Raw genomic sequence first — 12,896 nt, forward strand, 5'->3', positions numbered from 1 at the left:
CTGGTTCCCGTCCTCAGGCGCAGGTCTGGCGCAGGCTGGCCGGCGCGTTGCTGGCCTGCTTGCCCAGGTGCTGGTAGAGCGACTGGCCGATCTCCGCCGCGCGTGCCGGCAATACCGACAGCAGCGTGTCGCTCAGGCCGTGGGAGGCTTCGCAGAACCCTTGCAGGTAGACGTTGGCGCCGAACTCAGGGTTGGCCAGCGCGCGGTAGTCGCGGTCCACCTCGAAGTCCTTCAGGTGCTGCTGCAGTGGCGCCAGCAATTCGCGGTGCGAGCGGCGTTCGTAGCCGGTGGCGAGGATCACCGCGTCGTAGCGGTGGGTCTGGCGCACATCGGTGGCCAGGTCGCGCAAGGTCAGCTCGATGCCTGCGGCAGTTTCCACCACATCTTCGATGGTGCGGCGGCACAGTACGGCGTGGCGGTGCTGATGGGCGACCTTCTGGCGGTAAAGGATGCCGTAGATGCGCTCGAGCAGGTCGACGTCGACTACCGAGTAGTTGGTGTTGTGGTATTCGCTGACCAGCTTCTCGCGCTCGGCGTGGGGCTGGTTGAACACCAGGTCGGTGTACTCGGGGGCGAAGATCTCGTTGACGAACGGGCTGTCGTCGGCCGGTTTGAGGGCCGAGGCGCGCAGGATCATGTCGACCTTGACCGATGGATAGCTGTCATTGAGATCGATGAAGGCCTCGGCGGCGCTCTGCCCGGAGCCGACCACGGCGATGCGCATCGGCTTGCCTTCGTTGCAAGGCAGCTGCTGCAGTGCGCTCAGGTACTGGGAGTGGTGGAATACCCGCGGGTCGTTCTTGAAGGCGCGGAAGGCGTCGGGGATCTTCGGCGTGCCGCCGCTGCCGACCACCACCGAGCGGGCACGGCGCTGGGTTTCACGGCCCTGCGGGTCGCGGGAGACGATGCGCAGGTGGTCGACCTTGCCCTCGCGTAGCTCAGGTTCGATGCGCAGCACTTCCTCGCCGTACACCGCCTGGGTGGCGAAGTGCTCGGCGGCCCAGCGCAGGTAGTCGTTGTACTCCAGGCGGCAGGGGTAGAAGGTGCCCAGGTTGATGAAGTCGGCCAGGCGCTGCTTCTGGTGCAGGTAGTTCACGAAGCTGTAGGGGCTGGTAGGGTTGCGCAGCGAAACCAGGTCCTTGAGGAAGGAGATCTGTAGCTCACTCTGGGTGGCCAGGGTGTTGCCGTGCCAGCGGTAGTCGGTCTGCTTGTCGATGAACAGGGCGTCGAGGGCGTGGCCGTTGGTCTCGGCGAGCTCTTCCAGGGCGATGGCCAGGGCCAGGTTGGAAGGGCCGAGGCCGACGCCGATGAGGTCGTGGATTTTTTCGGGGGAAGAGGTCTGGCTCATGGTTGCGGTTCCTTGGATGGTCGAGTGGGGCGCCGCTGAAGGGCGCCCCGTGTCCTGCGCAAGTACACCGATAGGAACGAGCCTGCTGGCGGAGAATTTACCGCCGCCGGGCGCTTTACAGCTCGCGGACCACGCGGAATCCGATCCAGTCGCCACGGTCGTCGCGCACTGTGGTGTTGCGGTTGCCCGAGCGCGAGAAGATCGGCGCCTCGCCCCAGTCGTTGCCGCGGATCGAGATCTGCCGGCAGTCGGCTTCCTTCCTGGCGCTGCCGTCGGCCGGCGCGCCGACATAGCTGTCGTGGTAACAGTCGGCGACCCACTCGTAGACGTTGCCGTGCATGTCGTACACGCCGAAGGCATTGGCCGGGAAACTGCCCACCGGTGAGCTGTAGCTGAAGCCGTCCTTGGGGCCGTAGACGTTGGCGTTCTTGCTGATCTCGAGATTGGCGTCCGGCTCGAACGGGAACATGCCGGTGCTGCCGCCGCGTGCGGCGTATTCGCGCTGGGCTTCGCTGACCATGGCGTAGTGCTTGCCGGTCTTCTTCGACAGCCAGGCCACATAGTGCTCGATGTCTTCGTAGCTCATGCACACCGCCGGCTGGCGAGGGCCTTGCTGGTAGCTGGGCTTGCTGTTGGTGCAGCGCCGTCCGGGACGATCGTCGCCGTCGGCGATGACGATGCCGGTGGCCTTCTGGTAGTCGGCCCATTCACCGGCGGTGATCTGGAAACGGCTGATGGCGAACGGTTTGGCGAAGGTCACCGGATGCTGCGGACCTTCGTCGTCCTGGCGGCCCATCTCGTCGGGCGGGGTGCCCATGGTGAAGGTGCCGGCGGGCAGCACGACCATTTCCGGGCAGGTCTTGTCGCAGTCGCGGAACACCGTGCCGGGCTTGTCCGACGGCTGCGCGGCCAGGGCCGGCAGGCTGCAGGCGGCCAGCACGGCGGCCAGGGTGAGGCGGTGCAGAGGTGCGCTCATGGAAGATGCCTTGTTCAAAGTTGCTGGGTAATGAGGGACATGGCCCGGTCTATCTGCTGCTCGTCGTTGAGCAGGCTTGGCGCCAGGCGGATCACCGGGCCGACGTCGCGATATACGGCGTCGCACATCACCTTGTTGGTGGTGAGGTGCGCGGCGACGGCGTCGGCGTCACGATCCTTGATGCGGAAGAAGGTGAAGCCGGCGGAGAACTGTTCGCTGCGCGGGGTCACCAGCTGGATCTGGCGGTGCTCGAGCAGGCGCTGTTTGAGCAGGCTGTTTAGCTGGTGGATGCGCTGCTGCACCTCGGCCTTGCCCAACTGCAGGTGCAGCTTGAACGCTTCGCCGGCGGCCCAGCGGTGCTCGAAGGCGTGGTAGCCGCCCGGGGTCATGATGGTGGCGAAGTCCTCATCGCGGGAGAAGGTGGCGATGCTGGGCACCAGGTGCTGCATGCCGGTGGAGGCGGCGCAGATGATCCCGGTGCCGCGCGGGCCGAACATCCACTTGTGGGTACCGGCGATGAAGTAGTCGCAGTTGAAGTCGGCGAAGCGGGCGTTCTCCACGCCGAAGCCATGCACGCCGTCGACCACATACAGGATGCGCTCGGCTTCGCTGCGCTCGCGGTTGTGTCGGCGCACCAGTTCACCGATCTCGCCCACCGGCAGCTTGACGCCGCTGCCAGAGTGCACCCAGGTCATGCCCAGCACCCGGGTGTTGGGCTTGATGGCCTTGTCGAGGGTGCTCAGCACCTGGTCGGTGGAGACCGTCCATGGGTCGTCGAACAGGCGGATCTGGCGCACCGCGGTGCCCTGGCGCTGGTTGCGGAACTCCAGCGCCTTCTGCGCGGAATAGTGTTCGTGCTCGGTAATCAGGATCTCCTGCCCGGCGCCGACTTTGAGGCCGCCATAGATCATCGCCAGGCCTTCGGTGGTGCTGCCGGTCAGGGCGATCTGGCGCGGGCCGACCTCCAGGTAGCGTGCGGCCCACTCGCGTACTTCATCCTCGCGCTGCCATTCGTACTGGCTTTCCCAGTCCATCAGCGCGGCGGGGTTGCGGTCGAGGTCGGCGCGGTGGCGGTCGATGGCGGCCTGCACCGGGCGTGGGTGGGCGGTGACCAGGAAGTTGGCGAAGTGCGCCACGTTGGGGGCGAGGGGGAACAGCTCACGCAGGTTGCGCCATTTGTCGGCGCCGCTCAGCGGCTTGTCGGGGCTATCGGCCAGGGCCTGGGGCAGCAGCGGCAGGCTGGCGGCCAGCAGGCCAGCCTGCTTGAGAAAGGTGCGACGGTTGCTCATGGAAGACAGGCTCGACTCAACGGTTGGCGACGGGGTGGGCGGCTTTCTGCACTTGCTCCCAGACGCGCAGGAAGTTGCCTGCCCAGAGTTTCGCGATGTCCGTTTCGCTGTAGCCTCGGGTCAGCAGCTCGGCGGTGACGTTGCGGATTTCGCCGACGTTGTTCCAACCGTCCAGGCCGCCGCCGTCGTTGAAATCCGAGCTGATGCCGACATGGTCGATGCCGACTTTCTTCACCGTATAGTCGATGGCGTCGACGTACTGCGCGAGAGTAGCCTTGGGTTCTTCTTCCAGAGTGCTGTACAGCGCGCTTGCGTATTCGCCGAAACGCGCTTCGGGCCAGATGGCGATCACCGCATCGCCCGGCATCAGGGCGTTGGCCAGGCCCTGCAGGGGTTGCAGGTCGAAGCGCGCGCGCAGGGCGTCGAGTTTTTCCATCACCGGCTTGCTCAGGGGCTTGAGGTACTGGCCGAAGCCGACCACCTGGATGACACCGCCGCTGTCCTTGATCAACTGCATCTCCTTGTCGGAGAGGTTGCGAGGGATGTCTACCAGCGCCCGGGGCGCGGAGTGCGAGGCGACCATTGGTGCGCGGGTAAGGCGGGCGACATCTTCAAGCGCCAGGGTGGACATCTGCGATACGTCGATGATCACGCCCAGATCGTTGAGGCGCTTGACCGCCTGCTCACCCAGCGGCGACAGGCCACCGAGGGCATCGGCGGTGTCGTTGAAGAACGGCAGTGGGCGCGAGGAATCGGCCCAGTCGTTGTTGCCTGTGTAGCTGAAGCCGAACATGCGCATGCCGCGCGCAGCCCACAAGTCCAGCTGCGACAGGTCGTGGCCCAGTGGGTAGGCGTTGAGCATGCTGATGAAGATGGCGAACTTGCCTTCGCCATTGAGCCGGCGGAAGTCATCGGGGGTGTAGGCGATGCCGACCTGGTTGGGAAAGTCCCGGACCATCCCGCTGATGATCTTGTAGCGAGCTTCCTGTTCCTGCCGGGCGGCATCGACGAAGCCGGGGGTAGGGCGGTGCGGGGCGTTTGGGCCGTTCCAGATTTCCGGCCAGCCGAAGATGGTCAGCGCCGCACCGGACAGGCGACCACGGTTGGCCTTGACCAGGTCGAACTGGCCCGGGCCGTCCTTGTCGATTTCGTGGCCGGCGCTGCCCAGTTCGAGGGGCACGGTGACATGGCTGTCGAACGACAGCATGTGCTCGTGCAGGTCGTTGGCCTGTTGCACGATTTTCAGCGGGTAGCCGGCGTGCTGCTGTTGCCAGAAGAAATAGCCGGCGGCACCCCCCAGGGCGGCCACCAGGGCCAGGGGTAGGCCGATGTACAGGGCCTTGCGGGAACGGGTCTTGGTCATTGCCATCTCGTTGCACGATTGATCGGGGCGGCCTGCCGACATGAAGCGTGCTGCTTGGGCAGGGCTTGGGTATCAGGTGAACGAGCGACGGCCGGGCAAATTTATCGCCAGCTTCGAACCAGGCGGAGTCACGCCTGGCGCTAAATTTCGCCGGTGGCGCAACGTTTTAGCCTTGGACGGGCCGTGCTCCACGGCCGCAATGAATGCTCAGGTAGTTGCAATGACGATTTCTCGACGCGGGTTCATCGCCGGTGTGGCATTGGCAGGCGTGGCGGTGCCCGGCGCGATGTATGCGCAGCACGTGCAACGCCAGCGGTTTGACGAGCAGTTTCCGGAAACCCCCGGCGAGGCGGTGGTGGAACTGGCCGACGCGGCGCTGCAGCAATTGGGCGACACCTTGCGCGGTATCTGGCGTTTTACCCTGCAAGGGGAAGATGCCGGGCTGCCCGGCCTGCCTGAGGGTGAGTTGGAAATGTTTCTCGATGTTGCCCCAAGTGGCCGCGGCCTGCGTGGTTACCTGGACACGCCTGAGCGCCTGCGTGGCTCCGAGGAGCCACGTTACCGAGTGCTTGGTGACCTGCTGGTGGATACGAACAGGGCCTTGCGTTGGCGGCTGTTTCCTACCTGGCCGGGGGAAGACCAGGCGGGCTACCAGTGCACGGTGGTGCTCGACGAAGTCTGGGGTGGGTTCGGTAATGCCGGGCAGGCCACCCTGAATGGGCGCATCGCGGCGCTGGGGCGTTCGTTGACCCTACCCGTGCAGGACAACAAATTTCTTGCGCTCAAGCGCAGTTTCCCCGAGGCACGCGAGCGCACGCCTTTGTCCTCGGCCTTGCTGGCTTGGCTGATTGCGCCGGAGCACCGTCTGTTCCACCAGTTGTGGCATGCCTCGCGTGACAAGTGGCACAACCTCGACAAGGACAAGCAGGCGGCCCTACGCGGCTTGGGTTGGCAGCCTGGGCCGCGCGACCAGGAGCGTGACGCCCGTGGCCGGCACAAGGATCGCAATGGCTCGGGCGAGGACTTTTTCTTCATGCACCGACACATGCTGCGTGCCGCTCGGGCCATCCAGGACCTGCCGTCATGGGCGCGTTTCCCACTCCCGCAGCCAGAGCTCGAACGCGACCGCGTCGGCTTCGCCAGCTATTTCGACAACCATGACGGTACGGCCTTGCCACCCACCTGGCTGGCTTCGGACGATGCCGCCTATACCCAGTGGGTGCGCGATATCAAGACGCCGGATACCTTCCACGGTAACTTCCAGGTCTGGGAGTCGAGGTACACCGACCCGCATTACCTGAGCACCCTCACCCTAGGGCAGTTCGGTTCGCAGATGGAGTTGGGCCTTCACGATTGGTTGCACATGCGCTGGGCCTCGGTGCCGCGCGACCCGTCCAGCGGCTTGCCGGTGCCGTTCGCGCGCCAGCCGGAGGACTTTGCCGCACGCTGGTTCGAAGCGGAAAACGACTTTCTCGGCGACCCGTTCTCGTCCCATGTAAACCCGGTGTTCTGGCACTTCCATGGTTGGATCGATGACCGTATCGAAGATTGGTTCCGCGCCCATGAGCGTGCGCATCCCGGCCAGGTGCGGCGCACCGAGGTCAACGGTGTACCGTGGTTCGCGCCGGGGCGTTGGGTAGAGGTAGCCGACCCATGGCTGGGGCCGGATACCCATGGCTGTTCGACTGTGCCGGGGCTGCGGCCGGGCCGCAGTGTGGAGATGGACCCAGAGACCATGAAGCTGGCGCTGCGTATCATCTTCGCTGATGACGACCTGTTTGCCAGCTTGCGGCCGAAGGTGCCGCAGCGGCCCTGGTATGCCCGCAACCTGAAACTGGCGCGGCGCTGACACCGTGCGGGTTCAGCCTAATGCCAGTGTTAGGTAATCTTGGGCCGCTTTGCGGCCCATCGCCGGCAAGCCAGCTCCCACAGGAATGGCGTAATTACCTGTGGGAGATCACCCAGCCCCTTGACGCTATCTGACAGGCATCAGCGCTCGACCTGCCAGCCACCTCCCAATGCCTTGTACAACGCTACGCTGCCCTGCAGCCGAGCCAGGTGCAGTTGCGCCTGTTGGTCCTGGGCGACATACAGCGTGCGCTGGGTTTCCAGCACGGTCAGCAACGTCTCGGCGCCGGCGCTGTAGCGCTGCTGTGCAAGGTCGAAGGCGGTGCGGGCTTCCTGTACCTCCTGGTCCTGCCACTGCTGCTGGCGGTCTACGCCATGGATCGCATTGAGCGCTTTTTCCACGTCGGCGAAGCCTGCCAGGATTGCGGTGCGATAGTCGTGCAGCAGCTCTTCCTGTTCGGCACTGGCCAGTTCGCGTTCGGCGCGCAGGCGGCCGTTGTTGAAGATGGGTGCGACAATGCCGGCAGTCAGGGTATAGAAGGGGCTGTCGAGAATATCGCCGAAGGTCCGTGCACCGCTGCCCAGGTCCGCTCCCAGGGTCAGCTTGGGCAACATGGCGGCCCTCGCCACTTGTACGTTGGCGCTGGCGGCGGCCAGTCGGGCCTCGGCGGCGGCAATGTCGGGGCGCCGGCCGAGCAGGTCGCTGGGGACGCCGCTGCCGATCGCCGGCCAGCGCAGGGCGCCGATCGATTCGTTGGTGTCCGGCAATGCCTGCACCGGATCACCGAGCAAGGTGGCGAGGGTTACCCGGTTGTCCTGCCATTGCTGCTCCAGCAGGGGCACCTGGCGCTCTTGTGCCGCCACCAGGCTGCGTTGCTGCGCCAGCTCCAGTCGTGTGGCCGAGCCAGAACGCTGGCGTGCCTCGACCAGGCCCAGCACGTCCCGGGCGTTTTTGAGGTTGAGGCGAGCGATACGCAGCTGTTCCTCCAGAGCCAGGCCCTGTAGGTAGCTATCGGCGACGGCGCTGGTCAGGGTCAGCTCCACCGTCTGGCGATCGAAGCGGCTGGCGTCCAGGCCATGCAGGGCGCTGTCGCGGGCGGCGCGGATGCCGCCCCAGAAATCGACCTCGTAGCTGGCGCTCAAGCGTGTGCCGAGTGAGGTACTGGTGCGCTCGCTGCTGCTGGCGTCGAGTTGGTCGTTGCCGTCGCCGCGCAACAGGCGCTGACGGCTGCCGTCCAGGCCGAACGTCAGTTCCGGCAGCAGCGGAGCGCCGGCGATCACGGCTTGGGTTTGGGCCTGGCGCACCCGTGCCGCGGCGGCGGCCAGGTCGTGGCTGTTGTGCCGGGCGCGTTCGATCAGGCGGTCCAGCTCGCGGCTGGCGAAGGCTTGCCACCAATGGGCATCCGGCAGGGTCTGGCTGGGAGCGTCGGCACGGGATTGCCAGGTTGGCGGCGCGGCAATACCGGCCTCGGGGGCGGGCGGTGTGCTGCAGGCGGCCAGGGCCAGGCTGAGGGTCAACAGGCTGATGCGGCTTGGCAATGTCATGGGCTATACGCTGGTAAGGGCTTTGACCGGATCGAGGCGAGCAGCCTTGCGGGCCGGCATGAAACCGAACACCACGCCGGTGATGACGGCGCAGGTGAAGGCGCCGAGAATGGCGGGTAGGGCGAATGCCACGGCGATGCCGGCGAGCATCAGGCCGCCACCGATGCACAGTGCCAGCACGATACCCGTCACCCCGCCGACCATTGACAGCATCACCGCCTCGCTGAGGAACTGACGCAGGATATCGCGCTGACGGGCGCCGGTGGCCATGCGGATGCCAATCTCGCGGGTACGTTCGCGCACGGTCATGAGCATGATGTTCATCACGCCGATACCGCCGACCAGCAGGGAAATCGCGGCGATGGCACCGAGCATCAGCGACAGGCTGTTCTGGGTGCGCGCTTCGGCCTGGATCAGTGCGGCGTCGTTGGTCAGTTCGAAGTCCTGCTTGCCTTGGTGGCGCTGGCGCATCAGGTGGGCGATTGCCCGCTCGGTCTCACTAACCCGGCTCGAATCGGCAGCTGCGATGATCACGTATTCCGGGTCTTGCTTGCCGAACAGGCGCACGGACGCGGCGGAGTAGGGCACCACGATGCGCTCGTCGCTGTCCTGGTCGCCGGAGCTGGCACCTTTGCCGGCGAGCAGGCCGACCACTTGGAAGGGCACGTTGCCGATCAGCAGGTACTGGCCCAGCGGATCGCTGCCAGGCTCCATGAGCTTGTCCCGGACCTTCTGGCCGATCACCGCGACGGCGGCGGCAGCCTGTTCGTCAGCTTCGGTGAAGAAGTTGCCTTCGACGACTGGCCAGTTGAGGATCTCGGAGAACTGGGTGTTATTGCCGCCGACGTAGAACTGCTGGTTGTTGTTGCCGTGGCGCACGGTCAACTGGTCGCCGATCACCGGCATGATGCGCTGGACCTGGGGTAACTGGGCGATGGCGGCGACATCGTCCAGCGTGACGATGCCGGCCGGTTCGCGCAGCGTGGCGTGGCGGCCACTGAGGTAGAGGATGTTCGAGCCGAACGCCGCCATCTGCGCCATGACCTGGCGCTTGCTGCCTTCGCCGACAGCCAGCATCACTACCACCGAGGCCACGCCGATGACGATGCCGAGCAGGGTCAGGGCGGTGCGGAAGCGGTTGATCCACATGACCCGCCAGGCCGCTTGCAGGGCTTCGAGCAATTCGCCCTTCCAGGCCCCGCGCAAGGTGGCGCCGCGGTCCAGTCGCTGGCGCAGGTCGTCGGCCTGCAGGCTTGGATGCGTTTCGTCGGGGGGCTGGTCGGCCGCCGAGTCGCTGATCATCAGGCCGTCGCGGATCTCGATCACCCGTCGCGCCCGGGCCGCTACTTCACGGTCGTGGGTGATGAGGATGATCACATGGCCCTGGCTGGCCAGCTCGTCGAGCAGGGCCATGACTTCGGCGCCGCTGTGGCTGTCCAGGGCGCCGGTGGGTTCGTCGGCGAGGATGATGTGGCCGCCGTTCATCAGGGCTCGGGCGATCGACACCCGCTGTTGCTGGCCGCCAGACAACTGGTGCGGCCGGTTGCCCGTGCGGCTGGCCAGGCCGAGGCGTTCGAGCAGGGCTGCGGCGCGGGCATGGCGCTCGGCGGCCGGGGTGCCGGCATAGATAGCTGGCATTTCGACGTTTTCCTGGGCCGAGCCGGAGGGGATCAGGTGGTAGCCCTGGAATACGAAACCAAAGGCTTCGCGCCGCAGCCAAGCCAGTTCGTCGCTGTCCAGTTCGGCAACGTCCTTGCCAGCGAAGCGAAAACTACCGCTGGTGGGGCGATCGAGGCAGCCAAGGATGTTCATCAGGGTCGACTTGCCCGAGCCGGAGGCGCCGACGATGGCGACGAACTCGCCAGGGTGGATGCTCAGGCTGATGCCGCGCAGCACTTCCACCTTCGGCGAATCGATGCCGCCGTAGTGCTTGCGGATGTCAGTGAGTTCAATCAGGGGCGCTGTCATTCAACCTCCGCTGGCGGCTGGGGCGCCGATGACCAGTTGCTCGCCTTCGGCGAGGCCATCGAGTATCTGCACACGCAGGCGGTCGCTCAGGCCGGTGCGCACCTTGCGCTGTTCGATCTTGCCGTCACGGGTGAACACCTGGGCCAGGCGCAGGCCTTCGTCTTCGGCATCATCCAGGGCTGCCAGCGGCGCCGTGAGCACTTGGCTGGCCTGGCCGGCGACGAAGAATACCTGGGTGGTCATTTCGGCCATCAGGGCCCCATCCGGGTTTTCCACATCGAGCAGCACGGTGTATTGCACCACTTGGGCGCCAGTTGTGCCGGCGGTGACGCTGGCGGGGCTGCCACCGCCCTGACTGGTCTGATCCAGCGGCCTGGGCGGGATCGGCAGGATTTGGCGCACGGTGCTGGTCCAGCGGCGCTTGCCGCCGGCCAGGGTGGTGAAGTAGGCGGTCATGCCGGGTCTGACCTTGCCGATGTCGGCTTCGGACACCTGTGCCCAGACGGTCATCGGCGAGAGTTTGGCGATGCGCAAGATCAGCGGTGTTTGCTGCTGGGCGTTGAGCGTTTGGCCTTCGCGGGCATCCACCGCCACCACAGTGCCGTCCATGGGCGCATAGATGCGGGTGTAGCCCAGCTCTGCCTGGTCGCTGCGCAGGCTGGCCTGGGCCTGGAGGATCTGCGCCTGGTACATGTCGATGCGGGCCTGGGTCACCTTGAGCTGGGCATCGGCGATTTGCAGGTCTTCCTCGCGGGTGGCACCGGCAGCGGCCAGGTCGCGCTGGCGCTTGAGTTGTTGCTGGGCCAGGCGGTACTGGGCACGCTGCTCGGCCAACTGGGCCTTGAGGTTTTCGATCGAGTATCGGCCGGCATCAAGCCTGGCCTGCTGGGTGGAAGGGTCGATTTCCACCAGCAACTGGCCTTGGCGGACCTGGTCGCCCGCTTCTACATGCAGGCGACGGATCTGCCCGGAGGCCTGGGCGCCGACGTCCACATAGCGGCGTGGTTGCAGCGTGCCGAGGGCGGTGACGCTGCTTTCTATATCGGCGCGGGTCACGGCCACGGTGTTGACCGGATGATTGTCCAAGGGCAGGGTCTTCCAGGCCAGCAGGCTGCCCAGGCCAAGCAGGCCCAGGCCACCGAAGAGGATGCGGCGGCGAGTATTGGGTAAGCGTCTCATGCGGACTTCCAGCCATGGATGTTGGCCATACGCAGCCAATCGAGGCGCGCAGGGAGGTCCCAGTTAGACGAAGACGAGTGGGCGGGATTTACCCGCACTGGAGGGGGAGGCTGTGTGTTGCTGAGAATAATTATAATTTGTAAGATTGCAAGCTGATATCACACACTCCCGCGCCTCTGCCGCCGTCCAGGCAGGGTGGCGCCAGGTACCGTCGTGGAACATTATTATCGTGAACTGGTGAGCTTCCTTTCCGCACGCCTTGGCAGTCGCCAAGCGGCGGAAGACGTTGCCCACGATGCATACCTGCGGGTACTGGAGCGCACCGACACCGAGCGCATCGAGCACCCGCGCGCCTTCCTCTACCGCACCGCGCTAAACCTGGTGGTCGACCGCCACCGCCGCCACCTGGTGCGCCAGGCCGAGCCGCTGGAGGTGCTGGATAGCGACGAGCGCTGGCATACTCCGGCGCCGGCCCACGACATGCAGCAGGACCAGCGCCTGGCGCTGATGCAGCGTGCCCTGGATGAGCTGAGCAAGGTCTGCCGCGAGTGCTTCTTGCTGCGCAAGCTCGACGGCCTGTCGCACCAGCAGATCGCCGAGCACCTGGGCATTTCCCGCAGCCTGGTGGAAAAGCACATCGTCAATGCCATGAAGCACTGCCGGGTGCGCATGCGGCAATGGGAATCCTGATTGCCAGGTTAAAGGCAAATGCAAATTCCGTCAGTCAATCACTTGATTTATGCGGCTTTCCCGACTTCTATCAAAGAAGACCGCTGCCAGGCATGGCCCTGGCAATAGCCGTTACCGGCGCAGTATGGTCATGGAGCGTGCCCATTACCTAATGGCCCAGGTCCGACCATGGCAAACAAGACCCTGCGCATCCTCATCGCCGATGCACACCCGTGCCAGCGCCTGCAACTGGAGCGGTTGCTCAATGGCCTGGGCTATTACCGGATAGCCCCCGTGGATAGCTTCGAGGAACTGCAGCGCCTGGTGCAGTGCGCCTTGCAGCCCTTTCACCTGTTGCTGGGCAATATCGAGTTGGCCAGCCATTGTGGCGTAGATCTGGAACGCTTCTGCCGCGTCAGCACACAAATCCAGCATGCCCTGCTTTACCATTCCAGCCAGTTGAAAGTGCCAGCAGTGCCGCAGACCGAGCGCCAGGCGGTCAGCCTGAGCCTGCCTCAGGCGCCTGATAACGAGGCGCTGGAGACATTCATGGCAATCATCGACGCCCCGATGGTGGTCGGCAAGCTACCGCTACCGGGCACGCTGCCAGCCAGTACAGCGCGGCCACGGCCGCGAGCCAACTTCGCGCATACGGTGTTCAGCCGCTAGCGGTGCTGCCGGCGGGGCAATCGGGCAGCTATTTGTTATGCT

General features: G+C 65.4%; 10 protein-coding genes. 3 read left to right on the top strand and 7 right to left on the bottom strand.

Features of this window, described 5'->3' with window-relative positions; all coding sequences use genetic code 11:
• Window positions 1–13: 13 nt before the first annotated feature.
• The 4 genes from AC3RCM_RS08730 to pvdM form a co-directional block, all read right to left on the bottom strand.
• Complete coding sequence (locus AC3RCM_RS08730) at window positions 14–1,348, bottom strand: lysine N(6)-hydroxylase/L-ornithine N(5)-oxygenase family protein (RefSeq protein WP_064493127.1); 1,335 nt, start codon at window positions 1,346–1,348, stop codon at window positions 14–16.
• Window positions 1,349–1,463: 115 nt separating this feature from the next.
• A complete protein-coding gene (pvdO, locus tag AC3RCM_RS08735; RefSeq protein ID WP_051101450.1) occupies window positions 1,464–2,324 on the bottom strand; it encodes a dihydropyoverdine dehydrogenase in 861 nt (286 codons plus the stop codon).
• Between the two features lie 14 nt (window positions 2,325–2,338).
• Complete coding sequence (pvdN, locus tag AC3RCM_RS08740; protein WP_064493128.1) at window positions 2,339–3,613, bottom strand: pyoverdine-tailoring periplasmic protein PvdN; 1,275 nt, start codon at window positions 3,611–3,613, stop codon at window positions 2,339–2,341.
• 16 nt (window positions 3,614–3,629) lie between these two features.
• A complete protein-coding gene (pvdM, locus tag AC3RCM_RS08745; RefSeq protein WP_064493129.1) occupies window positions 3,630–4,976 on the bottom strand; it encodes a pyoverdine-tailoring dipeptidase-like protein PvdM in 1,347 nt (448 codons plus the stop codon).
• Between the two features lie 220 nt (window positions 4,977–5,196).
• On the opposite strand from pvdM, the gene pvdP reads away from it, so the two are divergent.
• Window positions 5,197–6,825 carry a pyoverdine maturation tyrosinase PvdP gene (gene pvdP, locus AC3RCM_RS08750; protein WP_064493130.1) on the top strand — a complete coding sequence of 543 codons (1,629 nt, stop codon included), beginning with the start codon at window positions 5,197–5,199 and terminating at the stop codon, window positions 6,823–6,825.
• A 140-nt stretch (window positions 6,826–6,965) separates the two neighbouring features.
• Here pvdP and AC3RCM_RS08755 read toward each other — a convergent pair whose 3' ends face one another.
• The 3 genes from AC3RCM_RS08755 to AC3RCM_RS08765 are packed head-to-tail and all read right to left on the bottom strand — an operon-like array spanning window position 6,966 to window position 11,516.
• Window positions 6,966–8,369, bottom strand: coding sequence for an efflux transporter outer membrane subunit (locus AC3RCM_RS08755; RefSeq protein ID WP_492629525.1), 1,404 nt, complete (start codon window positions 8,367–8,369; stop codon window positions 6,966–6,968).
• Window positions 8,370–8,372: 3 nt separating this feature from the next.
• Complete coding sequence (locus AC3RCM_RS08760; protein ID WP_104886408.1) at window positions 8,373–10,337, bottom strand: MacB family efflux pump subunit; 1,965 nt, start codon at window positions 10,335–10,337, stop codon at window positions 8,373–8,375.
• The gene (locus tag AC3RCM_RS08765) at window positions 10,338–11,516 is read right to left on the bottom strand and encodes an efflux RND transporter periplasmic adaptor subunit (protein WP_064493133.1); all 1,179 of its coding nucleotides are present in this window, start codon (window positions 11,514–11,516) and stop codon (window positions 10,338–10,340) included.
• A 213-nt stretch (window positions 11,517–11,729) separates the two neighbouring features.
• Here AC3RCM_RS08765 and AC3RCM_RS08770 point away from each other — a divergent pair, with 213 nt between their 5' ends.
• On the top strand, window positions 11,730–12,206 hold the full coding sequence (locus AC3RCM_RS08770) for a sigma-70 family RNA polymerase sigma factor (RefSeq protein ID WP_064493134.1): 477 nt from the start codon (window positions 11,730–11,732) through the stop codon (window positions 12,204–12,206).
• 168 nt (window positions 12,207–12,374) lie between these two features.
• Entirely contained in the window at window positions 12,375–12,854 is a 480-nt protein-coding gene (locus tag AC3RCM_RS08775; RefSeq protein WP_019437855.1) for a hypothetical protein, read from the top strand.
• Window positions 12,855–12,896: the final 42 nt, after the last annotated feature.

Source organism: Pseudomonas sp. GW823-FHT05G12, assembly GCF_058795575.1.